Origin of the sequence: Acinetobacter sp. V89_7 (genome assembly GCF_029967895.1) — a bacterium.
Classification (GTDB): domain Bacteria; phylum Pseudomonadota; class Gammaproteobacteria; order Pseudomonadales; family Moraxellaceae; genus Acinetobacter; species Acinetobacter soli.
Window position 1 is genome coordinate 1 of record NZ_JASCAJ010000005.1, and the last position, 26,205, is coordinate 26,205.

Sequence of the window (26,205 nt, forward strand, 5' to 3'; positions counted from 1 at the left end):
TTTGTACCATCTGCAAGGGTGATGGTTTCACCAAGCTTCACATTGTCTGAGGCACCTGTATTCGCTCGGAAGTTCAGGCCTTTATTGGTCAATGTCGTATTCAGTTGGTTTTGCGCAGAAAGTAATTGTTCTTCAGTTGCAGCACGACCACTATTATAAGTTCCTGCCGGATTCCAAGTTGTATTGTTCAATCCTACAACTGTGTTAGCAGTACTGTTAATATTAACATTACCAATATTTAACCCACTATTCGTCAATGAGTTTGAGCCCACTTTTACTTCATTGTTTTTGATACTGCTCGAACCTGTTGTTACGCTACCATTGGTTCCAAGATTAATACTTTCAGCAAGTCGAATATCAAGTTGATTCGATCCATTTGCGACAACACCTATATTACTAGTCGTCAATGTACCAGATGCACCGCCTTTTAAGTTTAAAGTTTCACCTAACTTACGTGAAGCATTATTTCCCGTATCTCCTGCAAAGCCGATCGATTGATTAACAGCACCATCTAAAGCTGAAAGCGCAGCACCCACATTATTTACGGTGACTTTACTACCATTTCCTGCAGGATTTGTTGTAACCGTATAACTTGGCGCAGATATACCACCAGTTGCTTGATTAGAGACAGTTTCTCCTCCTAATGCCAGTGCAGTTTTATTTGCTAAATTTGATATTTCTGCATTCGTTTGAAAAAGTTGACTACCATTAATTGCATCAGTACTGGTTGATGAAACACGCCCGGCAGCAACATTTATAATTTGACGTTCTTTGTTTATAGCGCCAATACTTACGGTCGATAAATTTGTGCCAGCACCTGCATAGCTATATTCTTTACCATTAATCGTACTTTTGGTGGTTTGGTTGTAATCACCTGAGAGAGAATTACTGCCTAGTGCTACAGCATTACTGTGCGTATTATTGACTATTGCATTAGCCCCTAGAGCAATAGAAGCTTCTGCATAGGCATTTGAGTTTGTACCTGTCGCAATCGTATTCTTTTTATAAGCATTAGCACCCGTGCCTGTTGCTATTGAACTTTCATCATATGCTCTTGCCAACTGACCGATCGCAATCGCTTGTTGACCTTCAGATTTTGCACCAGTACCAACCGCAATCGCATTAAGTGCTGATGTTTCTGCCTGCTTACCGATAGCTATCGTATTATCAGCTGAAGCTGAAGCCGTACCTAATGCAGTAGAATATTGACCTGATGCAATTGCACCATCACCTATTGCATTCGCGCTTTGTCCTAAAGCTTTTGCTCCATTCCCCATTGCATTCGAATTCTGTGCAGAAGCTTCTGCTTTATTACCAATTGCATTTGAATTCTGTGCAGAAGCTTTTGCTTCATTCCCGATTGCATTTGCATTTTGTGCGGAAGCTTTTGCTTCGTTACCAACTGCAATACCATTATCAGCGCTTACTATAGCTTTTCTGCCAACGACAATTGCTTGATCTGCATTTTGTACTTCTGCTTCGCTACCAATTGCAACAGCATAATTTGTAGTATTGTTTGTAGCATCTGTCTGGACATTTTTACCTATCCCAATACTATCTGCTCCTTTAGTACTGACTAAAGTTCCTAATGCGATATTATTGATATCAGCAGTCGTATTTTCTTTACCAATCGCAATTGAATTATTGCCTTTGGCTCGAGTCCCAGCATTCCCGATTGCAATACTATTAATAGCTTCTGTACGAACATTACTTCCCAAAGCAATACTATTTTCAGCAATAGAAGATGTACCAGTACTTGGTCCAATCGCCAGTGAGTTATTCGCTACAGCTTGATCACTTGAATTGTTAGCACCGTCAGTACTATTAATTGACACATATTTAACAGTTGCATCTTTCGTAAGGGCTTTTACTTGTCCTAAATTAACAGCTTGATCATTTGTCGTTGCAGTCGCAACATTATTGATCGTTGTTCCCTGTCCTCCGTTTGAACTAAGAACAATATTATTCTGATCTGCATTGGTATAAGTCACATAATAACCAGTTGGTAATGCACCACCATTACCACCAGCTGCAATCGCTGCTATAAGACTAGAGTATTTTGTACCATTAACATTCACGTCGCCAAATTTATTATCCGTAGAACCTGACAAGCCAAGTATGGTCGATACATCTTGATGTAGTTGTGTTAACTGACTGACATTTACAGCATCTGTTGGACTACCACCTGGAGCAAGATTGGTAATTCTTCGGGTTGTGGTTCCATTACCTACAGAGACAACGCTATAACCGACACTTGCAACGTTTGCAATAGTATCAGGCACCAAATATGCATTTTTTGTTGAATTCAGATTAGCGTTACTATTTGTTCCTAATGCAACATTATTGGCTGCTGCTACAGTATTTGAACCTATGGCAACACCACCAGAACCATTTACTTGAGCATTATAACCGACGATAGTTGCATCAGTTCCCGAGTTTACTTTCGACGCAGTACCAACGACCACAGACTGACTAGAGCCTTTCGTCTCAGATCCCAGTGTGATAGCGCGCGAAATTGCACCACCGTTAATATTACTGTTACGACCTACAGAAATATTATCGTCACCATTCATACCACTACCAGCACCAATACCAATTGCGATATTACTATCTGAACTAGAATTGCTGTCAGGAGATAAATTTGAACCAGCGCCACTGCCAATCGCAATATTCTGATTTCCAATTACATTCTGTCCAGCATTTTTGCCTATCGCAATATGCTCGACCCGATCATTTGTCGTTCCCTGAGATGAACCTTGACCCGCATTTTGACCAATCGAGATACCATAATCAGTATCAGCAGTTGCTCCACTACCGATAGCAACTGCATTTTGTCGATTAGAAGAAGCCTGTTTACCAATTGCAGTAGAACCGCCTCCATTTGCAATACTATTATCACCAATCGCTATACTAGAAGAACCAATCGCTTTATTTCCGGACCCAACAGCAGTACTTGAATTTCCGGTAGCAGCATTTATCGCCCCAATAGAGGCACTTGAGTCACCTGTCGCTAGGTTCGATGTGCCAAGTGCGAGACTGTTTTTACCAGCAGCGAGATTGGCACCACTACTTAACAGACTCATAAAGCTATTCAGTTGAGCGGGTGTTACAGGAGTATTATTAATCGCTGTAATATTCGAAATATTTTGACCTGTTGAATTTGGATCTGTAGTGACAGGAATACCATCCACTGCAACAATACGATTATTGTTATTGGTATCTCTTGTCAATTGTGGTGTTCTTGGAGTTCCCGTCGTTGCACCTATTGCAGTGCTATTTAAACCTAAAGCAGATGATTCTTTACCAATAGCAACATTGTTTTGAGCATAAGCCAGAGATTTTTCACCTAAACTTATGCTGCCAGCGGCAGATGCTTTTGCTGTCTTACCAATACTAATACTCGAATCGGCAGAAGCTAATGCTTGATCTCCTATTGAAATAGCGCTCAACCCATCTGACTTTGCTTGAGGGCCTATAGCTACTGATTCATCACCATTTGCTTGCGCATCTGCATTTATAGATTTAGTGCGGAAATACTTAATACCATTATAAGTAACGCTAGGATCATTTACGCCCAGTAAACTCTTAATTTGACCTAAATTAACAGCATCACCATCCGTTGTTGCTGAAGCTAAATTTTTAATCTGTTTATTATTTAAATCAGCACCGCCATTTAAGCTAGCAACACCTGAAGTCGTTAAAGTACCATCTACAGATGTGTTCTTAAGAGATGTTGTTCCACTGTTTACAGTTAAACCATTTCCTACAGTTACCGCACCAGTTGTTGTTACACTTGTAAAATTAGGATTATCAATCGTATTGACTGTATAAATTGTTTGACCATCACTACCAGTGGTAGATGTAACACTTGTATTTTTCCCACTCGCAGCTATTTGAGTTTTAGCAGCTTTAACCTGTGCATAGTTCGCAGCATCGGTATCCACTGTACCAGCCGCCAGATTATTAATAATTTTGTTATTTAGACTAGCACCACCATTTAAGCTAGCAATACCTGAAGTGCTTAGCGTTCCATTTATAGTGGTATTTTTAAGTGAAGTTGTTCCCGCGGTTACAGTTAAACCATTTCCTACCGTTACAGCACCCGTAGATTCTAGGGTTTGACCTTTGATTATTCCACTAGCTGTAATATTACTTGCAGTTGTATTGCCGGTTACATTTAATGAATTTGCATTAACCGCACCCGTTGTGTTAAGTACCCCATTTACAGTCGTATCTTTAAGTGAAGTTGTTCCAGCAGTTACAGTTAATCCATTTCCTACAGTTGCAGCACCAGTTGACTCCAAGGTTTGCCCTTTAATTGTTCCAGTTGCCGTTACAGTACTAAAATTTGGATTATCCGTGGTTTCAATTTTTGTATCCCCATTTATAGCTGTTACTGTAATATTATTTCCTGCTATGACATCAGCGTAAGCAGGAATAGCTACACCAAGTAGAATAGTAGCAGCAATACTTTTAACAGTTCTTGTTTTTGTCTTGTTTTTTGCTAGTTCAGATACCGCAACCCACGCACCTAGAGATGCATTCCAAACAACCTTGTAAACTTGATTCATATTTACTTTACCCTAAATTAGTAAATTGTGACGTGAGTTGCAATAAATTAACTACTTATACAAACTGTGTTAAGATTTGCATACTTTGTGTAAATAATATATTAAAAAATTGACAATTACATCACATTTTCACTCATTTACATAAAATTTATCTCAGAAAAACAGTAAGGATTCCAATTAAATTTTTTCAATCTAAACAAAAACTTAAGAAGGTATTATTGTTTTCAAGTAATTATACGTATTGTTACAGAATCAACTTGAGTTAATTAAATTAAATTTTTATGTTTGTTTTAAAATAATATCTTTTATTAAAAATTAACATGATAAAGGCTTAGTCATACAAACCTATTCTTGAAAACTTATTAAGCAATATAATTTCGACATGAATAAGCTCGCCCCTAAAATCTATCGTGCAACCAATTGATCTTCTTAGAACTAAGCACTAATCAATCGACGAAATCTCTCAATCTGGTTTGATCCGACTAATCAATGGTGTACATAACTAAGAGCAAATACAGACCAAATCAAACTTATTATGATGCGACTATTTAATGCTGTCTTATGATCAAATCACTATTTCGTCTCTCTTTACGTATGGTCACTGTTTTTTGCAAAGCCTCATTAAGCTTTGTCTTTAAATTGGATAGCTCTGAATATCAGTAATATTCGTATTCCGTCATTTGCATAAGACAAAGAGATATTGATGCTGTAATCGGCTATCAGAAAAGTAGTGAAGGAGTTCACCTACTTCTCACCTCTACTAGCTTAAAGTTTTTAGTTGAAGGCAAATGGATATTAGCCGGAATATCGTCGTCAATGGCGTAAGACCGCATATCGGTATAGATGATAAAATCATGCAAATAAAAGCAGTTCAGCTTACAAAAATAATGTCAGTGATTCGCAAGTTCTGAGGGGTTTATTTAATCAAATCTCCCCCTTGGACGAGTAGATTGATTCAATCTATACAGATCAAGCTAATGATATAAACAATCTCGTCAGGTCATTGAAAATGGGTAGTACGAGCAGTGATTTCATTGAGGAAAAAATATAGGGTCTTTTTAAGATAATAGAGTTCATTTACGAGAGCGAAATGAATGACTTCAAACAGTCAACTTTTCGGCAAGACACTATAAAAAATAATCAGACTATCATTGCCGAAATTTAGTCGAAACCAAGATGGATTACATCAAATTACTAGGCGATAAATTCAGTGCTATGAACCTTTAAAGTCAAGTCAATGAAGTTCATAGCAATATAGAAATTTTAGAGAAATTTACAGAGTTACATCGTTCTCGTACCCAAGTTATCACTTGAATTTTAGCTACCCATACGAAATTTACCTTTAAACACTTTATGCAATAGAACCCAATTACCGCCAAATAGTTTTTAAATAAAAAAATAGCTCTTTTAATCATTATAAATTCCTACCAAATCAATTTACACACAAACGTCATTGTTGGACTATTTTTTCAATTTAGAAATTGAATAGCCATAGCTCTACTCATGAAAGCAACGTATGCTTTTCTAAATATGTTCTTTTTGCACGTTCGTTATGTCCAAGCTTGCTCCATTTGATGACTTATTAAAGCAGTATCATGCGCTTGCGCATCATCATGATCCGATTTTGCGCGATCGTCTTTTTGATGCACAAAGCTGGCTCAAAGCCCGCATGATACATACCCATTCCGATCTGTTTGAACAACCACAATATCGCTTAATGACAGATTATTTTTTAAATCGTTTATATGGTGGCCCCGACTTTGATCCACTGGCGGCTCAAATTGAACGATTACTCAAATATGCCCACAAAGTTGAAAAACTGGTGCCCGACAATGCCATCAAAACGGGGACGAAATCGATTAGTTTAGCCATTCTTGCGCTTGAATTAGACGAACAAATTGCACTGCAACTTCTTAAAGACTATCCAGTCGACACACCCATTACAGACGAAATGATGCGTCAAACTTTAATTCAGCTCGACCAGAAAGCGCAGCGACTACATCAGTTGGCTTTACTCGATGACCTCGGCAAAGCGCTTGATAAATATATGCGCTCATTTGTAATGTATACCGCATTTAAAATGGCCAAAGGGCCAGTCATGAAGCATAACTTTGAGTTGATGTATCACTTTATTGATGAAGGCTTTCGCGCCATGAAACCCATGAAGTCGGCTGAAGCGTTTATCAAGGCCTTTACCCACAAAGAGCGCGAGATTGTTGAAAAGGTTCATGCAGGGCATCCTGATCCATTTTATTGATCTGCTTTCCTTACGTTTTCAGCAGGGTGCATGCCATGCTTGCACTGCTGCATTTTATGTATAGTATTAATAACAATTGCATGATGACGTCTGTCAAACAACTCCAAACTCTGTCATCATGCACAGCCATTATCATTTGATCATGTGTGTTTACATTCAGGAGCGACATCATGTCTAACGAAAATCAAACGCCCACTACTCCTACTGAGCCGGCTCAACGTTCAGACAGTACCAGTCCTTTCCTGAATAGCCCACTTCCTCAAGGCACACCACAAGGTCAGCAACAGTCGTTACAACAAGAATTCAACGATGCACCGATCAGTAATGTACCAAAATACAATTTACCACGGGGTGCAGGTAAAACAGGCAATGTCGGTGATACCACACACTTTGGATATCAAACTGTAAAAGCCGAAGATAAGGCCCAAAAAGTGGCCGAAGTGTTCCACTCCGTGGCGAGTAAATACGACATCATGAATGACTTGATGTCATTTGGTATTCATCGTTTATGGAAACGTTTTGCAATTAATATGTCGGGTGTGCGCCGTGGGCAGCATGTGCTGGATATTGCGGGCGGTACTGGGGATCTTGCCAAAGTGTTTAGCCGTGAAGTCGGCCCTCAAGGACGTGTCGTACTTTCCGATATCAATGAGTCGATGCTTAACGTCGGGCGTGACCGTTTACTCGATGCAGGCTGTACCAATGTAGATTTTGTACTGGCCAATGCCGAAACACTCGAACCTTTTGCAGACAACAGCTTTGATCTGCTGACGATCAGCTTTGGCTTACGTAACGTCACCGATAAAGATGCCGCACTTGAAGCGATGTATCGTGTACTAAAACCGGGTGGTCGCCTGTTGGTCCTTGAGTTTTCAAAACCCGTTTTTGAACCTTTTTCAAAGCTTTACGATTTTTACTCATTTACTGCCTTGCCAATCATGGGCAAACTTGTAGCCAACGATGCCGAAAGCTATAAATATCTGGCCGAATCGATTCGTATGCATCCTGATCAGCGTACCTTAAAAGGTATGATGGAGCAGGCTGGCTTTAAAAACTGCGACTATCACAACCTCACCGGCGGTATTGTGGCTGTTCACCGCGGATTCAAACTTTAAAGGATGTAATCTGATGTGGTCGATTCTTGCGCTAGGTGCAATCGAACGCTGTATTCATCATTTTATCGATCTGGATGCCATTACCCGCATCCAGCTCAACCGTCTTCAAGGCAAGCTGCTGCGTGTGGTGATTGACAGTCCGCAGCTGTCGGTGGATGTGTTTTTTGATGAACACAAGGTGCGTCTTGAACCTACAGTGACAGGACATGCCGAGAAAGCGTCAATCTTTGAACAACGCCCTTTTGATCAACAACACTGCGTCATCGACGCCACCGCTACCTTGCATGTGCCCAATGTCATCTCGCTCCTTAAATTGCTCCTCAGCGATCCAGAGCAGATCGGTAATGTACCGCTTCAAGGTGATTATCATCTGTTGCAAGACATTCAGCGTATTTTAAATGAAGCTGAACCTGATCTTGCATCACATTTAAGTCCATGGGTTGGCCCTGCGCTTGCACATGAACTGGGCAAACTCGGTGGTGTGCCCAAACACCTCAAACGTGCAGTCGAAAGCGGATTATTTTTTGCTGAAGATGCACTCAAAGAAGATACCGGTTTGTTTGCTTCACGCTGGCAAATGAACGCGCTTCAAGGTCAAACCCGTAAATTGAATCAAGAGCTGGATCGACTCGAAGCCAGACTTTCACAACTTAAAACCAAGATACTACCCAACAATTAGGTGACAACTGACTATGGTTCCGCACGTTTCACGGTTACTCGAACTCTGGCGTATTGCTGCACACTATCGGCTCGACACCCTGTTTCCTGCGGAAGAATTGCCTACCAAAGCACGCCATGCCCTTAATCTGATCCGTCTGCATCCTGCCGCATGGTCGAGCCGTGAACGTAAAAATCCGTTCAAGCTCAAAGAAGCCATTGAAGATATGGGGCCACTGGCCATCAAGATGGGGCAATTGCTCTCGACACGTCGTGATCTAATTCCACCTGAAATTTTAGCACAATTGGTATTATTACAAGATCAGGTTAAGCCATTTGATACCCAGATTGCCAAACAGCGGATCCAGAATGCGCTGAAAGCCGATGTAAATACACTTTTTGCACGTTTTGACGAACAGCCCCTTGCCGCTGCCTCAATTGCACAGGTGCATACCGCGGCTTTGTTTGATGGTCGAGAAGTGGTGGTTAAAGTCACACGTCCCGATATTCGCAGTCAGATTCTGCAAGATTTTGAAATTATCACATGGCTTGGTCAATGGCTCGAAAGCCGGATTGAGGCCGCACGCGCACTGCATTTAACTGAAATTATTCAAGATTACCGTCAGATCATTCTCAATGAACTGGATCTCACACTTGAAGCGGATAATACCCGTCGCATGCGCCATAACTTTACGGGCTCAAGCATGATGTATGTGCCCGAAGTTTATATGGACAGTACCGAGGTGATGGTGGCAGAGCGCATTACAGGTGTGCCGATTTCCGATACCGCCACCTTTGATCGCCTTGGTATGGATCGTGCACAACTGGCCGAAAAAGGTCTCACGATTTTCTTTACACAGGTTTTCCGCGACAACTTTTTCCATGCCGACATGCATCCTGGCAATGTCTTTGTTGAAACCCTCAATCCAAGTAATCCACGTTTCATTGGACTCGATTGTGCGATTATGGGCGAGTTGTCCAAATCGGATCAGATGACCGTTGCACGCATGCTACTGGCAGTAATGAACAGCAACTTTATGCAGCTGATTCAGATTGTACACCAAGCGGGCTGGATTCCACCCGGTACCGATCAGGATGCTTTGGCTCGTGAAATGCGCCGTACCGTGGGCCCGATGGTCTCTAAACCCATGGATCAGCTCGACTTTGCCGGTATTTTATTGCAGGTGATGGATATTGCCCGACGCTTTCGTTTGGAAATTCCACCTCAACTGATGCTGCTGCTCAAAACATTGGTCCATGTAGAAGGTTTGGGCACAGATTTGTATCCACAGCTGGATATCTGGAAACTGGCCAAACCTATTTTGACTGAATGGGTGAAAGCGGAAATGAATCCAGTCAAAAACATGAAGGCGCTGGGTCAGCAAATTCCTGATCTGTTATTGGGTGCGCATGACCTCCCGACCTTAATGATCGACAGTTTAAACGGACTAAAAAATCAATCTGCATGGCAAGATCGTCAGGTGCGTGAAATTCTGCAATTACGTTTGCAAATGGAACAGCAACAAAAGCGGAGCTGGATCTTTGGCAGCATGATTGCAATTTTACTCAGTATTGCTGTGATTACACCGTGGTATTTCTCAGCCCCTTTAATTGTCGTGGCTACACTGATTGCACTCTGGCGCGTGACCAAATAAAAGCACGGCGTAATCTCGTGCAGGCTGCTTCATGAGCGCTATCTGCCTAATGAAGTACGCCAATCCGACTGGGCCATATGGCCCAGTTTTTCGTATATGCCGGTAAAGCTCCCCATGAATCTGGCCAAAAGATCGAGTTTTTTTTCGCAAATCCGGTCAGATGCCGTACACTATAACCGTCTTAAATGACCAACAACTCTTTTTCTATTTCCATATTGGTGATGTCTCATGAACAACGTGCAATGGCTCGATGAAGTAAAATTTAACGAACAAGGATTAATTCCAGCCATCGCGCAGCATCATCAAACTGGTCGTATTTTGATGGTCGCTTGGATGAATCGTGAATCCTTGGCTTTAACCGCAGAAAAAAAACAGGCCGTGTATTTCTCACGTTCGCGTCAAAAGCTTTGGCATAAGGGCGAAGAATCTGGGCACTTTCAAACCGTGTATGAAATTCGTCTCGACTGTGATGCGGACGTGATTATCTTACAGATCGAGCAGCACGGTGGCATTGCCTGCCATACAGGCCGTGAATCCTGTTTTTATCGCGTACTGACTCCACAAGGTTGGGAAATCGTTGATGCGCAGCTCAAAGATCCAACCGCCATTTATGGTGAAACGGCCAAGCAAGAGCCACACGACACTCTCAAGACCAATGATCAAATCGATGTTCTTGCCTACCTTGGTCAGCTCATGCAAGCGCGTAAGCAGGCACAAGCAGACAGCTCCTACGTGGCCAGTCTGTATCAAAAAGGCCTAAACAAGATTCTAGAGAAAGTGGGTGAAGAAAATATTGAAACCCTGCTGGCGGCTAAAGAGTTTGCACACCAACCAAGTGATGCAACGCGCAATGATTTAATTTATGAAACAGCCGATCTTTGGTTCCATAGCATTATCATGCTGGGCTATTTCGATCTCAGTCCTGAATTGGTACTCAATGAACTGGCACGACGTCAAGGCCTATCGGGTCTGGTCGAAAAAGCCAATCGGATAAAAGGATAACTGCCACCTGTGTCGAGCCAAGAAAAACCAAAAGCCACATACGAACAAGCGACCGCAATTGACAATGCCCGTTTGGGTGAATCGTTTAAGGTGATTGCCTATGCAGGCACAGGAAAAACCACCACCTTGCAAATGATCAGTGATGCCATGCCTGCACGGCGTGGCATGTATCTGGCTTTTAACAAAGCCATTGCCAGTGAGGCACAGCAAAAGTTTCATCGACAAGTGGATTGCAGAACCTTTCATTCATTGGCATTTCGTAGTGTGCCACGCGGCGTTACCGATAAACTTCGCTTACCACGACTCAGCCCCAGCTTTATGGCCAAGGATTATCGGCTTGAGCCGATTACTTTACGTCGATTGATGGGCGGGCGTTACGAAAAATATGTGCTGATGCCCAGTCGTCTAGCCAGTTTAGTGGCCAACACGGTCAGTTACTTTTGCTCGACCAACTCGCAATATCCTGCACCTCGACATATTCAGGCACCGAGCTGGCTGCATCCCGATGACATCGATCAGCTTCAACAGCATCTTTATCCGGCAGTTGAGCGGCGCTGGCTAGAATCGATTGATCCACAGCATCAGGCGGGTATCGGGCACGATATCTACCTCAAGCTCTGGGCGTTATCAAATCCCGTCATTCCAGCCGATTATGTGCTATTTGATGAAGCACAAGATGCCGATCCACTCATGCTCGGCATCTTGCTCAAACAACGTAGTACCCAAGTGATTTATGTAGGGGATGCGCATCAGCAAATTTATGCTTGGCGCGGTGCAGTCAATGCCATGCAACAACTGCCCTTGCCTGAGTCACGCCTGACCACCTCGTTTCGCTTTGGCGAAAGTATTGCCGATATTGCCAATCATCTGCTGTATGGACTGAATGAAACCATCCCGCTACTGGGCAATCCCGAACTGAATTCAAAAGTCGTCAACAAACCGCATACCAAACAGCGTGATGCGATTTTGTGCAGAACCAATGCCCGTGCCATGGAGTTACTCCTCTCTGGTCTGGTTCATGGCGATAAAGTCAGCCTGCAAGCCGATCACAATAAACTCAATCGCTTTGTCGATGCGGCCAGCCAGCTCAAACAGGGCAAACGTGTGACCGACGTTCCAGAGCTGGCATGGTTCAATTCATGGCATGATGTACATGAATATTGTGAAACCAATGATGGCAGTGACATTAAGCCTTTGGTGAAACTGGTCGATGACCACGGTACAGCCCCTCTTAAAAAGGCATTGTCCAAGATTACGCCGATTGAGCAAGCAGACTATGTGATCTCAACGGCACATAAAGCCAAAGGTCTTGAGTGGAACCGCGTGCATATTGAAGACGACTACCAATTTAAAATTAACAATTTAGAGCATAAAATTACAGATGAAGAACTTCGTCTGCTCTATGTGGCTTGTACACGTGCTAAAGTAAGTTTGAACATCCATCATATTTATGATCTTGTGCAACAGCTCAAGTTACGCTCGTCACAGCGCTTGAGTACATCTGTCGTATAGAGAGTGAGCCACTGATGAAGCTAAAATCGATCCGTCTAAAACATATTGGTCCATTTCAAAACCTTGACGTACAGTTCGATTACGCTCAAAAGCCCGTCACATTGATTCTGGGTGAGCATTCATCAGGTAAAACCACGCTGCTCAAGCATCTTTTTCAGGCGCTCAGCTGGTTTCCTGCACGCTTTAAAGACGCGCGTGCTGCCGGCATTGTCATGCAAGATCAAGATATCAGCTTTCAAAAAACGCAGGCAAAAATCCAATTAGATGTCCAATTTCCTGCTGAAATAGGCGTGATTACAGAAAGCAGCGATGTACAACAATACGACGCTCACGGATGCACATGGCGACTATTTAAAACCTTATCGGCCAGTGGGACAGGCATCAGTCAAGTTGATACGCAACAACTTGAACAACTGGTTAGTCTTTATCAGCACGCCATACATCAAGATCCGTTACAAGGGCTGCCTCTGATCGCTTACTACCCTGCCGATCGTTTTATTCACGAAGTAAATTTACTCAGCAAAAATATTCCGGCGGTGTTTCAACCCATTTCTGCCTATGAAACTGTGACGCCACCCTACACCACATTTGCACGCTTTTTTGAATGGTTGCGTGAAGTCAGTGATGTTGAAAATGCTCAGGCTGCTCAGCTTCTACAACGCGTCACCCAACATGATGAAGACAGCAATGCAACACAACTTGAAGAAGTAATGTTTCATGCGCAGGCTCAATTAAAAACGCCACATTTACAAGCACTGAAAAATAGTTTGCAAATGGTTTTTCCTGAATTGACCGATCTTTACCTTGAGTATCATCCTAAATTGCAACTTATGGTGCATTACCAAGGGCAGCTCCTCCCTTATCAACAATTGTCTAACTCACTCAAAGTCTGGATCGCACTGGTGGGAGATGTGGTCAGACGCCTATGCTTGCTGAATCCATTTAGTCTGTACCCTTGCCTTGAAGGCGAAGGGATTTTGATGATCGACCATATCGATGCACAGCTGGACCATCAGCTTTCGCATGAAATATTAAAGCGTCTGAGTCGTGCCTTTCCGGCCATTCAAATTATCGCGACAGGCAATCGGGACGAATTACTTGAGCATGCCAGCGATTATCAATCGTTGAAACTGATCCATTTTCAAATTCACACTATTGAACCCAGTGCCCCAGTACATCTTTATGATCAAATCTATAATCGACTGTTTAATCAAGCGACTGAATCGGCTCCCGATGAGTCGCCTTGCTTACTGGCTGGCACCGAGCAATTAGATGGTTTAGTGGCGCAAATTCAGTCACTTTCGCCAGAACAAAAACAGCAACTGATTCAGCTGCTCAAGCCAGATTTACCCTCAGATGAACCGCATGTTGATTCCGCACGATAAATAGGCTGAATAATTAACAAATTAAATCAGATTTTGTGTTACAATTGAAATTACCTATCAATGAAAATCACTATCTTAGCCTGAAGTCTTCATTTAAGTCTTTGATAATGTTATTTTCATGTAAGCGTTGAGGTGTGTTTATTTTCTATCCTGTATACTGCTTTGGATAGTTTTATTTTGTTTTTTCAAGTTGCGCAATACAGCTTGTTTTTTCCTTGCTTTGTTCTATTTTGGTTTTTAAGTGATCAATATTTGGAAGGCTCTTTGTCATCCTAGACCGCTTAAAAGATAAGATTCACGTTTAGGCTGCGGCCTAACTCATGACATGGATACCAGCGTGTTACCGATCATTATCTTATTACCGTTAATATTAGGCACAACACTTGTCTTATTTCTGCAGCGATTTTCTCGAGGGATCACCGCACTCGGTGCCATTGGGGTCAGTCTCGCCAGTTTCAGTTTGCTCTTGACCCAAGCTCAGGCGGTATTTAGTGGTGCCGTTGTTCAGCAAAGCTGGGCATGGCTACCTCAACTTGGAATCAATCTCAGTTTTCGTCTCGATGCGTTGGGCTTGCTGTTTAGCCTCCTCATTACCGGCATCGGTACACTGATTTACATCTATGCATATTATTACCTGAGCGCCAAAAATTCCCTCTCCAAGCTGTATATGTTGCTGATGATTTTTATGGCAGCCATGCTGGGAATTTCACTTTCCAATAACCTCATTCTGCTCCTGATTTTTTGGGAATTGACCAGTATTTCATCTTTTTTACTGGTGGGGTATTGGGGGAATTACGAAGCGGCACAGCGTGGCTCACGTATGGCACTTACCATTACAGGTATGGGCGGTCTTGCGATGCTGGGTGGATTTATTTTGCTGGGTCAAATCGCAGGAACTTATCAGATTGATCAACTGCTCGGAATGAAAGAGCTGATTCAATCACATAGCCTGTTTGTACCGGCTTTGCTGCTGATTCTACTGGGTGCATTTACCAAAAGCGCGCAGTTCCCGTTTCACTTCTGGTTACCCAATGCCATGGCAGCCCCTACACCTGTCTCGGCCTATTTGCATTCTGCAACCATGGTGAAGGCAGGAATTTTCCTGCTGGCACGTTTGGCTCCAATTTTTGTGGGTGCAGCGCTGTATCATAATATCGTGACGTTTGTCGGCCTATTTACCTTATGTATGGCTGCTTTCTTTGCGATTTTTAAAGAAGATCTAAAAGGTCTTTTGGCATATTCCACCATCAGCCACTTAGGGCTTATTGTGTGTTTGCTCGGTATCGGATCACCGCTTGCGGTGGCTGCGGCGATTTTTCACATCATTAACCATGCCACCTTTAAAGCAGCGCTGTTTATGATCGCGGGAATTATCGACCACGAAACCCAAACACGTGATTTACGCAAACTCAGCGGAATTTGGCAAATGCTGCCTTTTACCGGCACCCTGACCATGATCACTGCCGCTTCGATGGCTGGCGTCCCACTCACCAATGGCTTTATCTCTAAAGAAATGTTCTTTACCGAGTTGGTGGCCAATCTTTCGGGTGGTGCGCTGATCTTCTCGATTATCGTGGCAACACTGGCGGGTATTTTTGCCGTGAGTTACTCGATTCGACTGGTACACGGCGTATTTTTTGATGGTCCAATCGGCAGTAAAGTTCCCAATAAAAATGCACATGAACCACCAATCGGCATGCGTTTACCTGCAATCTTGCTGGCAACTTTGTGTATTTTAGTCGGTATTTTACCGGCGCTCTTGGTCGAAAACATTGTTAATCAAACCACCCGTGCAAGCCTGATGACACCAGATTTTGCAGGAAGTCATCTGGCAATTTGGCATGGTTTTAATCTGCCACTGCTGATGAGTGTCATCGCACTGGTAGGTGGGGCATTGTTTTATTTTGCACTTGCAAAAGGTCAGCGCTTACGCGATATCGATTTAGACCCTTATTTGGGGCGCTTGCAAGGGCGTGAGCTGTTTGATCGTTTCCTTCATTATTTATTGTTGGGCAGTCGTAAAATCAAGCTCAGCACAGAAACCGGATCATTACAGCTTTATCTGTTTTGGATTTTACTTTTTAGCATTGCCATTGTCGCCACACCTCTGGTGAATCAGGGCTTGACCACAGGAACACGTGAGCTGTTACTGGCACCGTGGGCTGCTGTGGTGTTATGGCTGGTACTTTTCTGTGCCTGCTGGATGATGATCTGGTTCCATCATGAACGAATCAAAGCTGTCTTGATCAGCGGTGCGATTGGTTTGGTGGTGACCATGGTGTTTGTCGGCCTTTCTGCACCTGACCTTGCCTTGACCCAAATTACCGTCGATGTGGTGACCACAGTGTTATTGCTGATGAGTTTGTCATTGCTGCCACAACTTACACCGTATGAATCCAAACGTACGCGTCGCTGGCGCGATGCCAGTATCGCGATTTTGGGTGGCGCTGGGGTGGGCTGGATTGCATGGCTGATTCTAACGCGTGATCACAATTCAATTTCATGGTTCTTCTTACAACAATCGCTTCCACTTGGCGGCGGTTCAAACGTGGTCAACGTTATTCTGGTCGATTTCCGTGGCTTCGATACCTTCGGTGAAATCACGGTACTCGGAATTGCTGCCTTGGGTGCACTGTGCCTCATGGATGGCATGCGAATCCACGGCACCAGCGTGACACCAGGTCTGACCTATCGTTTTAATCCCTCTCCTCTCATGCTCAGAACCACAGCCTCATGGGTACTTCCTGTGGCATTGGTGGTGAGCCTGTATATCTTTTTACGTGGGCATAACTATCCTGGAGGCGGATTCATTGCTGGCTTGATTACCTCCATGGCATTGATCATTCAGTATGTTGCACAGGGTCAGGATCGCGCTGAGCGTCTATTGCAAGCTAAGTCTGGTCGCTTATATGAAATCTGGATTGGTTCAGGACTCATGATTGCAGGGCTTACGGGTTTAGCCGCATGGTACTGGTTACGTCCATTTTTGACCAGTGCGCATATTTATGTACATCCGCCACTTTTGGGAGAAATGCATCTGGCCAGTGCCGCAGCTTTTGACGTGGGCGTTTATGCCACGGTTGTGGGCGCCACCATGCTGCTGATTTCAGTCTTGGGGGATTCTCGACATTCCACCATGTCTGGTCCTGTTCTACGTGAAGGAGATTGACCATGATAAGTCTTGAGTTTTTACTGGCCTCTGCAATCGGATTATTGGTTGCAACTGGTATTTATTTGATTCTACGTGCGCGTACCTTTCCCGTCGTGTTGGGACTGGCCATGATTGGTTATGCTGTGAATTTATTTTTGTTTGCCATGGGACGCTTGCAGACAAACTCTCCTGCCGTACTCACCGAAACAGCCAATGTAACAGACCCCTTACCTCAGGCTTTGGTGTTGACTGCGATTGTGATTGGATTTGCGACCACAGCCTTTGTGGTGCAATTGGCCATCCGCAGTCGTTATGAGTCTGGAACCGATCATGTCGATTCAAAAGAAGATCCATCACTGAACTATGACCCGCGTGAGGACAAGCCATAATGTTTGATTTTATGACCTTCTGGCATGCTCATGCACCAATCATGAGTATTTTAATTCCGGCTTTTACTGCATTTGCACTCATTTTGTTGGGGAATCCCGGATCGGGCGCTTTAGATCACGATCCGCGCCAACCATGGCGTCGCGGCATCAGTTTAGTTTCAATCTTGTTGAGTCTGGCAACCGCGATTAGTTATTTCATGATCGCCAATACCGGCCAGATTACGGTTTATCAACTCGGAGAATGGTCGGCACCGTTTGGCATTGTGTTGATTCTGGATCGCTTGTCTGCATTCATGCTGTTGCTTACTTATGCCCTTGCTGCACCTGTACTGTGGTTTGCCAGCAAAGAGTGGGATGCGCGTGGTCGTTATTTCCATACCATGTTTCATTTTTTACTCATGGGCGTGTCCGGGGCATTTTTAACGGGCGACTTATTCAACCTGTTTGTCTTTTTTGAAGTTTTGCTGTTGGCATCGTATGTACTGCTGTTACATACACAAGGCAAAGCGCGGTTTCAATTGGGAATACATTACGTCACCATCAACTTGCTGGCTTCTGCACTATTTTTGATTGGCCTCGGGATGATTTATGGCAGTGTTGGCAGTCTCAATATGGCGGATGTGGCGCGCTTAATGCCAATTCTTGAGCCTGATGCACACAAACTTGCAGCAGCGGGTGGCTTATTGTTATTTGTGGTTTTTGGAATTAAAGCAGCCATGCTTCCTGTTGGATTTTGGCTACCGAAAACCTATGCTGTGGCTACAACGCCCGTCGCTGCAATTTTCACCATTATGACCAAAGTGGGGATTTATGCCATTTTACGTGTTAATGGTACGGTATTTGATGACACCTTCTCACAAGCGATGTTACAGCAATGGCTACTACCAATTGGCCTGATCACCTCCATTTATGGTGTGATTGGCGCTATTGGAGCAGATCGTTTACGTCGCTTTATCGGGTTTATGATCTTATCGTCGGTCGGTACATTACTAATTGCCATTGCCATGGCCAACACGCAAGCATGGGCTGCAGCACTGTATTATCTGGTGCATAGTACCCTGATTGCAGCAGCATTTTATCTGTTTTCAGGCTGGATTACTGCGCAACGTGGTGAATTTAAGGATCACCTTAAAATTGCGCCGCAAATGAAACAAGACAAGCTACTCTCCATTGTTTATCTACTGATTGCACTCATGCTTGCAGGCTTGCCCCCGTTTAGTGGGTTCCTTGGTAAAGTCTTTATTTTACAGGCCACAGCACAGTCGGCGTATCAGGGCTGGATTATTGCCATTATTTTGATCGTGAGTTTGCTCAGTATTATTGCACTGACTCGTGTGGGCTTTGTGCTGTTTTGGCGCTCAAGCCGTCCTGAACAAGATCCAACACAACCAGAATATGTACTTTATCAGGCTTTACCTGACCGTGCTCCGGCACGCAATAACATCACGATTTATGTGTTTTTAAGTATTTTAACGGCTTACGTCGTTTTCGCATCGCCCATTCAGCAATACACGCAAGCGACCGCCGAACAAATACGTGATCGCTCATTGTATGTCGATCAGGTATTGAAAAAAGACCGTGAAGGCCAAGTGATTAGCATTCAAGCTTTTGATCCAACCTATTTGCCGGAAACCAAATATGGCGGAGAAGCGCCGGATGCCAATGCCCACTATATTCCGTATGTTGTGTCGCCAAATAGTTTAAACGGTGAACATATCTCGTCTTATAAACTGCGCCAGATTGAACAGCAGCTTAAAAACGAGCAAGTTGCACCAAGTGATGCCCAACTCAAACCAATGGAGCAATAGAGATGAAAAAAGATTCTTTACTTGAACGTTGGTTTCCTCATCCATTTGTTTCAGTGATTGTCGTATTGAGCTGGCTCATGCTGTCGCATAGCGTGGAGTTTGGACATCTGCTCTTGGCAGCTTTACTGGGTATTTTTATTCCACGAATGATGCGTCCGTTTATTAAACGTACGCCGCACATTCACTGGACGCTGGCCATCAAGCTGGTTTTTGTGGTGCTTTGGGATATCGTAATCTCCAACATTCGCGTGGCCAAATTGGTGCTAGGGCCAACCGATCGTTTGTGTCCCAAATGGTATCGTGTACCGCTAGAAACCCAGCATGAACAGGTGAACAGTTTGCTGGCGATGATTATTACCACCACACCTGGCACCGTATCTGCGGGTATTGATCAGGAACGTGGTGATATTCTGGTGCATTCACTCAGCACAGACGATACTGAGCTGGATATTCAAGATATTAAAGATCGCTACGAAAAACCGCTACTTGCCATTTTTGAGGTCGATCTAAATCAAGGAGATCGCGCATGACCATACTTCCTTATGCTTTAGGCATCTGTTTGGTTGCCATTACGATTTCGATGTTTCTTTGCCTGATTCGTTTGGTCATGGGGCCTTCGGTTATTGATCGACTACTGGCACTCGACACCTTGTTTTTAAATGCAACCTGCTTGGTGATTGTGCTGGGAATTTACTGGGCCACCACCAATCTGTTTGAAGGCGCCTTGCTGATTGCCATGCTGGGCTTTGTTTCGACTGTCGCATTGGCACGTTATTTTACCACTGGGCATGTCATTGACTAGGAGCAACTCATGCAATTGATCATGGAAATTCTGGTTTCGATCTTTTTATTGATTGGCGCCTTTTTTATTCTGATTGGTGGAATTGGCATGATTCGCCTGCCCGATCTATTTATGCGCCTGCATGCACCTACCAAAGCCAGTACTTTAGGTTTGGGCGGTTTTTTGATTGCCTCAATTATTTATTCTGCATTTCATGGTCGCTTCGGCTTTGCAGAGCTGATCATTACCTTACTGGCATTTATCACAGCACCCGTTTCAGCCAACTTGATGGCACAGGCGGCATTACATTTGCGTTTACGCTCTTTAAGTGGTGAAGTGCCTGAAAGTATTAATCGTCCTTTACCGTGGGATCGCTATAAATTCGGTCAACGCTTTTCATCGACTAAACCGCCTATGGATCCTCCCAAGGATTAAAAGTGCAGCAAAAAAAAGCCACCCGAAGGTGGCTTTTTTTTATTTAAGATTTATCTTCAGGCGACTGTTCTGGCAGATCTTGTACTGCCTTTTCAATCAAACCAAACATGTAATTACCATAGGCATTGGTTTTGTCATAATGAAAACGCAATCTAGGCGTAATACGTGTCTTGATGCGACGGCTTAGTTCATGGCGCAAGAAACCAGATGCTTTATTTAAAACGTCTAGCGTTTCTTTATTTGCTGCCTCACTTTGCTCATCACCGAGCTCACGCCCCATTACTGTGACATAAACTTCCGCATAACCCATGTCTGCACTGACTTTCACCGCCGAGATAGTCACTAGACCACCTAAGCGAGGATCTTTCAGCTCCTGACGGATCAGTTCAGACAACTCACGTTGCACTGAATCCGCCATTCGCTTTAAGCGTTGGCTACCCGCCATTAAAGACTCCGTTTAATTAATTGAACATCATAGACTTCGATCTTGTCTTTGACCTTGATGTCTTTATAACCTTTCACCGCAAGGCCACATTCCATACCGGCACGAACTTCATCTACCACATCTTTATAACGACGAAGAGATTCAAGCTCGCCTTGGAAGACCACCACGTCATCACGTAATACGCGAATCGGCTTATTACGATGTAACATACCTTCAAGTACCATACAGCCCGCTGCTGCACCAAACTTGCTTGAGTGGAATACTTCACGCACTTCAGCAACACCCAAGATGGTTTCACGGTGTTCAGGTGCAAGCTTACCGCTCATGGCATTCTTCACATCATCAATCAATTCATAGATGATGCTGTAGTAACGAATGTCGATGCCGTCTTGATCGCTCTTTTGACGTGCAGTTGTATCGGCACGAACGTTAAAGCCAAGTAATACTGCTTCAGAAGATTCTGCAAGCGTTACGTCAGATTCTGTGATTGCACCAACACCAGAACTGATCACACGAACGCGAACTTCGTCCATCGACAATTCATTCAAGGCTGCAGTCAAGGCTTCAAGCGTACCACGTACGTCTGCTTTCAAGACCACATTGACGGTTGGAACGTCTTTTTTGCCCATTGATGACATGATGTTTTCAAGACGCATTGCACTTTGACGCTCAATACGTTTTTGACGTTCACGGTCTGCACGCGCATCAGCCACTTCACGAGCTTTCTTCTCGTCATTGACCACAAGCACTTCATCACCCGCCATTGGAGCATCTGGTAAGCCCAGAATTTCCACTGGAATAGACGGACCTGCAGATTTGATTGGCTGACCATTTTCATCAGACATCGCACGAACACGACCATAAGATGAACCTGCAAGTACAAGGTCACCAATGTTCAATGTACCGTTTTGCACCAGAATCGAGGTCACTGCACCACGGCCTTTGTCGACACGTGCTTCAATCACAACACCCTGCGCAGCACCTTCAGAAGATGCTTTCAATTCCATCAATTCTGATTGAATCAAAATCAAATCAAGAAGTTCATCGATCCCTTGTCCACTGTGTGCAGAAACTTTAGCAATCGGAACATCACCACCCCATTCTTCTGGAACGATTTGTTTCGTTGTTAATTCATTTAACACACGGTCTACATCAGCAGATTCTTTATCCATCTTGTTGATTGCAACAATGATTGGCGTACCTGCTGCACGCGCATGGTCAATTGCTTCTGCAGTTTGTGGCATTACACCGTCATCTGCTGCAACTACCAATACCACGATATCCGTTGCTTTCGCACCACGTGCACGCATTGAAGTAAATGCAGCATGTCCCGGAGTATCTAGGAAAGTAATAATCCCTTTTGGCGTTTCAACGTGATAAGCACCAATGTGCTGGGTAATACCACCCGCTTCACCCGCTGCCACTTTCGAGCGACGAATACGGTCAAGCAACGAGGTTTTACCATGGTCTACGTGACCCATGATCGTCACAACTGGCGGACGAGTCGTTTGCTCACCACGTGCTTCTTCAGCCGCTTCAAGCAAGTTATCTTCTGCTTGTGTATCAGAAACTAAAACAGGGTTATGGCCCATTTCTTCAACAACAAGTGCAGCGATATCTTGATCAATCGCTTGATCTTGATTAACCAACTCACCCATTTTCATCAGTGATTTGATGACTTCACGTACTTTGACTGCCATTTTTTGTGCAAGATCGGCAACAACAATGCTTGAACCGATTTCTACATCATAAACTTGCTTTTTAACTGGCTTTTCAAATCCATGCTTATTTGCCTGGCTTGATTTCAAACCACGTTTATTGTGGTTAACAAAGCTTTGCTCTTCTTGACCACGGCGGCCACCTTTTTTACCCGCACGCGGATTGGTGGTTGCGCTACCGCGTTTAATTTCACGGTCTTCTTGCTTAAATGAATCTTCATAAGCTTGGCCAACTAGACCTGAAGCAAGTGGAGAATCATCAATCACACGAATTGTCGTAGTCGCTTCGTCACTTGAATACTTAGACGCCATTTTGCGCATTTGTTCAAGTGTACGCTGTTGCGCTTCTTCCGCTGCTTTACGACGCGCTGTTTCTTCTGTCGCTTTAAGTTTAGCCGCTTCTGCTTCACGCGCTTTACGTTGTTCGGCCGTTTCCACCTGTTTTACATTGACAGGCTTGATTGGTTTATTGGTCGATTTACGTTTTACCACCACCTCAGCTGTTGCTGTTGTGGTTTTTGCGGTTTCTTTTTGCTGAGCAGCACGCATCGCGTTTAACGTTGCTTGCGCTTTATTTTCTACAACTTCGTCACGCTTTGGTTGTTCCGCCACTTGACGCGTACGATCTTGTGTACGTGCTTTTTCTTCGCTTTCCTGACGCGCTTTGGCTTCAGCCGCGATTTGTTCAGGATTTGGCTTGGTAAACGTATGCTTCTTGCGAACTTCTACGTTAATGGTTTTGGCTTTGCCTGATGTGCTCGCCACTTTTGCCGTACTGGTAGTTTTACGTTTCAACGTGATTTTTCCTGCACCACTTTCCTGCCCGTGAACCTTTTTCAAGTAATTCACCAAGGTATTTTGCTGTTCAGTGGTAATAATGTCATTTGCTGTACGTTGTGGCAGACCTGCTTCACGAACCTGTTCAAGGAGCTTTTCAACAGGACGATCAACACTGAGTGCTAACTCTTTAATGGATTTGTCCGTCATGTACCACCCCCTTAATTAAACCAAGATTCGCGTGCTTTCATAATCAGTTGACCTGCTTTTTCTTGACCAAGACCTTCGATATCAGAAATATCATCGGTTGCTTGATCGGCAAGATCATCAACTGTCACGACACCACGTGCTGCAAGAGCGTATGCAAGCTCACGAGTCATGCCTTCCATTTCGAGAAGTTCTTGACTTGGTTCTTGAACATTTTCTTGCTGTTTTAATGCATCTGTTAATGCGGCTTCTTTTGCACGGCTTTGAAGTAACTCAACCAACTCTTGATCAAGCTCAATTTCATCAAAGGTTTCTGGTGGTACGTAAGCAATTTCTTCAAGAGAAGTAAAGCCCATTTCAACCAGCGCCATTGCGAGATCTTCTTCAATATCCAGACGTGTGACAAACATGTCCAAATACTGCTGTGCTTCATTTTGTTGACGAGCACGATACTCTTCTTCAAGCATCATGTCGAGTTTGTAACCAGTTAATTCAGATGCAAGACGTACATTCTGGCCTTGTGAACCAATTGCACGCGCCAACTGATCATTGGTTGCAAAAATAATATCGGCACTACGTGTATCCTCATCGAGTACGATGCCCGATACATCAGCTGGCTCAAGCGCGCTTGCGATGTATTGTGCTGGATCGTCTGACCACACCACGACATCAATACGCTCGCCGTTGAGTTCTTGCTGAACCGCTTGGATACGCGTACCACGCATACCAATACATGCACCAACAGGATCGATACGATGGTCGTTGGTTTTCACGGCAATTTTTGCGCGAACACCCGGCTGACGTGCCGCTGCTTTAATCTCAATAATTTCTTCAGAAATTTCTGGAATTTCTTTTTTCATCAATGCCATCAGCATTTCAGGACGTGCACGTGACAAGAGCAACTGCGCACCACGACCTTCACGGTTTACGCTGTACAAAATTGCGTTAACGCGTTGCTTAGGACGCAAAATTTCTTTGGCAATCATTTCTTCACGTGCCAAATACGCTTCTGCATTGTCCCCTAGATCGATAATGAAACCGTCTTTGGTTTGCTTTTTCACTTCGCCATAAATGAGCTCACCCACTTTTGACTCGTAAGCATCTGCAATCAGTGCGCGTTCTGCTTCACGGATTTTTTGTACAATCACTTGCTTGGCAATTTGAGCAGCAATACGACCAAATTCGATCGACTCTACTTCAAGTTCACGCACATCGCCAATTGACCATTTTGATGAATCAACATCAGAAATCGCGTCTTGACATGCTGGCATTTCATGATCTTCATCGGCCACAAGCGTCCATTGACGGAACGTGCGGTAGTCACCTGTTTTACGATCAATTTCAACACGCAACTGCGCTTCTTCTGCATTTGTGCCTTCGTAGAATTTTTTCTTCGTTGCCGCAACAAGAGCTTGTTCTAGCGCTTCGAAGATCGCTTCACGACTAACACCTTTTTCATTACTAACCGTTTCTACAACGGTAAGAATTTCACGGCTCATAAGTCACCTACAGATTCTTATTAATTTAAATGAATTTAGTCCTGATAGATCAAGTTTGCTTTGTCGATATTATGACTATCAATCTCAAGCACATGCTTACCGTCCACTTCTACTTGAATCATTTCATTTTCAAGGTCTACGAGCAACAGTTTTGCTTGGAACTTACGACGATTTTCGACAGCGCTAATTAATCTCAGAGCGACTTGTTGTCCGATATATGCAGACATTTGTTCAAGCTGGAAAAACGGTCGATCCCAACCTGGTGATGAAACTTCAAGTGCATACTCACCTGAAATCGGATCATGAACGTCCAAGATGGCACCCACTTGCTGGGTCACACGAACACAGTCCTGAACGCCAATACCACGTCCGAGCTCAGTTTCCCCGTCTTCATTTACAACAGGTTCAGCAGTCTCATCTACGGGCTTATCAATAAAAATACGCAATAATGAACGCTTGCCTTGTGGAATAAATTCAATTCCCCAAAGATTGACGTCACAGGCTTGCACTGCAGGAGCGATTAGATCTTGGAGTGCTTGGGTTTTGTTTGATAACTTCATTTACTCTCGTCATTTTTGTGCGATTCAATCGGTCCTTTGACCGATTCAGACTTACTATAGTGAAGCATGACTATTTGACCAATTGATGTCGACACTACACGATAGCCAATAAAAAAGGGCGTTAATCGCCCCTATATTTTTGCACAGCAACCTAAAATCCACTGTGCAAAAAGGCCCACCTATCTGTGAGCCCTCTTAGAAACTTGGTAGCGGGAGCTGGATTTGAACCAACGACCTTCGGGTTATGAGCCCGACGAGCTACCAGACTGCTCCATCCCGCA

18 protein-coding genes, 1 tRNA gene and 1 pseudogene are annotated in these 26,205 nt (G+C 43.9%); 14 read left to right on the plus strand and 6 right to left on the minus strand.

All coding sequences use genetic code 11. From position 1 onward, the window contains the following. The coding region (locus QLG00_RS00860) for an ESPR-type extended signal peptide-containing protein (protein WP_282470367.1) at positions 1 to 4,571 on the minus strand (4,571 nt) is incomplete at its 3' end. A 382-nt stretch (positions 4,572 to 4,953) separates the two neighbouring features. Between QLG00_RS00860 and QLG00_RS00865 the strand changes: the two are divergent. The 14 genes and pseudogenes from QLG00_RS00865 to QLG00_RS00930 all read left to right on the plus strand — a co-directional run bounded on the left by QLG00_RS00865 (position 4,954) and on the right by QLG00_RS00930 (position 20,718). Further along, positions 4,954 to 5,885: pseudogene (locus QLG00_RS00865) on the plus strand (IS5 family transposase). 238 nt (positions 5,886 to 6,123) lie between these two features. Continuing rightward, positions 6,124 to 6,828: a hypothetical protein gene (locus tag QLG00_RS00870; RefSeq protein WP_004943957.1), complete on the plus strand. Its 705-nt coding sequence runs from the start codon at positions 6,124 to 6,126 to the stop codon at positions 6,826 to 6,828. A 170-nt stretch (positions 6,829 to 6,998) separates the two neighbouring features. Further along, the gene (ubiE, locus tag QLG00_RS00875) at positions 6,999 to 7,943 is read left to right on the plus strand and encodes a bifunctional demethylmenaquinone methyltransferase/2-methoxy-6-polyprenyl-1,4-benzoquinol methylase UbiE (protein ID WP_004943959.1); all 945 of its coding nucleotides are present in this window, start codon (positions 6,999 to 7,001) and stop codon (positions 7,941 to 7,943) included. Between the two features lie 13 nt (positions 7,944 to 7,956). Further along, positions 7,957 to 8,622, plus strand: a complete 666-nt coding sequence (locus tag QLG00_RS00880; protein WP_119689873.1) for a hypothetical protein — start codon at positions 7,957 to 7,959, stop codon at positions 8,620 to 8,622. Between the two features lie 13 nt (positions 8,623 to 8,635). After that, positions 8,636 to 10,255 carry an AarF/UbiB family protein gene (locus QLG00_RS00885; protein WP_282470368.1) on the plus strand — a complete coding sequence of 540 codons (1,620 nt, stop codon included), beginning with the start codon at positions 8,636 to 8,638 and terminating at the stop codon, positions 10,253 to 10,255. 228 nt (positions 10,256 to 10,483) lie between these two features. After that, entirely contained in the window at positions 10,484 to 11,257 is a 774-nt protein-coding gene (gene hisIE, locus QLG00_RS00890) for a bifunctional phosphoribosyl-AMP cyclohydrolase/phosphoribosyl-ATP diphosphatase HisIE (RefSeq protein ID WP_119689874.1), read from the plus strand. Between the two features lie 9 nt (positions 11,258 to 11,266). Next, the gene (locus QLG00_RS00895; protein ID WP_004943964.1) at positions 11,267 to 12,769 is read left to right on the plus strand and encodes a UvrD-helicase domain-containing protein; all 1,503 of its coding nucleotides are present in this window, start codon (positions 11,267 to 11,269) and stop codon (positions 12,767 to 12,769) included. 14 nt (positions 12,770 to 12,783) lie between these two features. Beyond that, positions 12,784 to 14,154, plus strand: a complete 1,371-nt coding sequence (locus QLG00_RS00900; RefSeq protein ID WP_233746396.1) for an AAA family ATPase — start codon at positions 12,784 to 12,786, stop codon at positions 14,152 to 14,154. A 325-nt stretch (positions 14,155 to 14,479) separates the two neighbouring features. Continuing rightward, positions 14,480 to 17,323, plus strand: coding sequence for a monovalent cation/H+ antiporter subunit A (locus tag QLG00_RS00905; RefSeq protein WP_004932499.1), 2,844 nt, complete (start codon positions 14,480 to 14,482; stop codon positions 17,321 to 17,323). A 2-nt stretch (positions 17,324 to 17,325) separates the two neighbouring features. Continuing rightward, complete coding sequence (locus tag QLG00_RS00910; RefSeq protein WP_004932497.1) at positions 17,326 to 17,694, plus strand: Na+/H+ antiporter subunit C; 369 nt, start codon at positions 17,326 to 17,328, stop codon at positions 17,692 to 17,694. After that, positions 17,694 to 19,502: a monovalent cation/H+ antiporter subunit D gene (locus QLG00_RS00915; RefSeq protein ID WP_282470369.1), complete on the plus strand. Its 1,809-nt coding sequence runs from the start codon at positions 17,694 to 17,696 to the stop codon at positions 19,500 to 19,502. The genes QLG00_RS00910 and QLG00_RS00915 overlap by 1 nt, the downstream gene beginning before the upstream one ends. A 2-nt stretch (positions 19,503 to 19,504) precedes the next feature. Then, positions 19,505 to 20,032 (plus strand): Na+/H+ antiporter subunit E, encoded by a 528-nt coding sequence (locus QLG00_RS00920; RefSeq protein ID WP_151764382.1) that lies wholly within the window; start codon positions 19,505 to 19,507, stop codon positions 20,030 to 20,032. Then, complete coding sequence (locus tag QLG00_RS00925; RefSeq protein ID WP_004932491.1) at positions 20,029 to 20,304, plus strand: monovalent cation/H+ antiporter subunit F; 276 nt, start codon at positions 20,029 to 20,031, stop codon at positions 20,302 to 20,304. The genes QLG00_RS00920 and QLG00_RS00925 overlap by 4 nt, the downstream gene beginning before the upstream one ends. Positions 20,305 to 20,313: 9 nt before the next feature. Beyond that, positions 20,314 to 20,718 carry a Na+/H+ antiporter subunit G gene (locus tag QLG00_RS00930; protein WP_004932488.1) on the plus strand — a complete coding sequence of 135 codons (405 nt, stop codon included), beginning with the start codon at positions 20,314 to 20,316 and terminating at the stop codon, positions 20,716 to 20,718. A 43-nt stretch (positions 20,719 to 20,761) separates the two neighbouring features. Here QLG00_RS00930 and QLG00_RS00935 read toward each other — a convergent pair whose 3' ends face one another. The 5 genes from QLG00_RS00935 to QLG00_RS00955 form a co-directional block, all read right to left on the minus strand. Then, positions 20,762 to 21,163 (minus strand): ribosome-binding factor A, encoded by a 402-nt coding sequence (locus QLG00_RS00935; protein ID WP_004932486.1) that lies wholly within the window; start codon positions 21,161 to 21,163, stop codon positions 20,762 to 20,764. Then, a complete protein-coding gene (gene infB, locus QLG00_RS00940) occupies positions 21,163 to 23,868 on the minus strand; it encodes a translation initiation factor IF-2 (protein WP_004932482.1) in 2,706 nt (901 codons plus the stop codon). Before infB ends, QLG00_RS00935 begins: the two co-directional genes overlap by 1 nt. An 11-nt stretch (positions 23,869 to 23,879) precedes the next feature. Next, positions 23,880 to 25,364, minus strand: a complete 1,485-nt coding sequence (nusA, locus tag QLG00_RS00945; RefSeq protein WP_004943981.1) for a transcription termination factor NusA — start codon at positions 25,362 to 25,364, stop codon at positions 23,880 to 23,882. Between the two features lie 35 nt (positions 25,365 to 25,399). After that, positions 25,400 to 25,924: a ribosome maturation factor RimP gene (gene rimP, locus QLG00_RS00950; RefSeq protein ID WP_004932478.1), complete on the minus strand. Its 525-nt coding sequence runs from the start codon at positions 25,922 to 25,924 to the stop codon at positions 25,400 to 25,402. A 204-nt stretch (positions 25,925 to 26,128) separates the two neighbouring features. Next, a tRNA-Met gene (locus QLG00_RS00955) sits at positions 26,129 to 26,205 on the minus strand.

What these genes read in the sequence shown, in the direction of transcription:
- QLG00_RS00870 (WP_004943957.1), top strand. Translation starts at nt 6,124, where the DNA reads ATGTCCAAGCTTGCTCCATTTGATGACTTATTAAAGCAGTATCATGCG.
- ubiE (WP_004943959.1), top strand. Translation starts at nt 6,999, where the DNA reads ATGTCTAACGAAAATCAAACGCCCACTACTCCTACTGAGCCGGCTCAA.
- QLG00_RS00880 (WP_119689873.1), top strand. Translation starts at nt 7,957, where the DNA reads ATGTGGTCGATTCTTGCGCTAGGTGCAATCGAACGCTGTATTCATCAT.
- QLG00_RS00885 (WP_282470368.1), top strand. Translation starts at nt 8,636, where the DNA reads ATGGTTCCGCACGTTTCACGGTTACTCGAACTCTGGCGTATTGCTGCA.
- hisIE (WP_119689874.1), top strand. Translation starts at nt 10,484, where the DNA reads ATGAACAACGTGCAATGGCTCGATGAAGTAAAATTTAACGAACAAGGA.
- QLG00_RS00900 (WP_233746396.1), top strand. Translation starts at nt 12,784, where the DNA reads ATGAAGCTAAAATCGATCCGTCTAAAACATATTGGTCCATTTCAAAAC.
- QLG00_RS00905 (WP_004932499.1), top strand. Translation starts at nt 14,480, where the DNA reads ATGGATACCAGCGTGTTACCGATCATTATCTTATTACCGTTAATATTA.
- QLG00_RS00910 (WP_004932497.1), top strand. Translation starts at nt 17,326, where the DNA reads ATGATAAGTCTTGAGTTTTTACTGGCCTCTGCAATCGGATTATTGGTT.
- QLG00_RS00915 (WP_282470369.1), top strand. Translation starts at nt 17,694, where the DNA reads ATGTTTGATTTTATGACCTTCTGGCATGCTCATGCACCAATCATGAGT.
- QLG00_RS00920 (WP_151764382.1), top strand. Translation starts at nt 19,505, where the DNA reads ATGAAAAAAGATTCTTTACTTGAACGTTGGTTTCCTCATCCATTTGTT.
- QLG00_RS00925 (WP_004932491.1), top strand. Translation starts at nt 20,029, where the DNA reads ATGACCATACTTCCTTATGCTTTAGGCATCTGTTTGGTTGCCATTACG.
- QLG00_RS00930 (WP_004932488.1), top strand. Translation starts at nt 20,314, where the DNA reads ATGCAATTGATCATGGAAATTCTGGTTTCGATCTTTTTATTGATTGGC.
- QLG00_RS00935 (WP_004932486.1), bottom strand. Translation starts at nt 21,163, where the DNA reads ATGGCGGGTAGCCAACGCTTAAAGCGAATGGCGGATTCAGTGCAACGT.
- infB (WP_004932482.1), bottom strand. Translation starts at nt 23,868, where the DNA reads ATGACGGACAAATCCATTAAAGAGTTAGCACTCAGTGTTGATCGTCCT.
- nusA (WP_004943981.1), bottom strand. Translation starts at nt 25,364, where the DNA reads ATGAGCCGTGAAATTCTTACCGTTGTAGAAACGGTTAGTAATGAAAAA.
- rimP (WP_004932478.1), bottom strand. Translation starts at nt 25,924, where the DNA reads ATGAAGTTATCAAACAAAACCCAAGCACTCCAAGATCTAATCGCTCCT.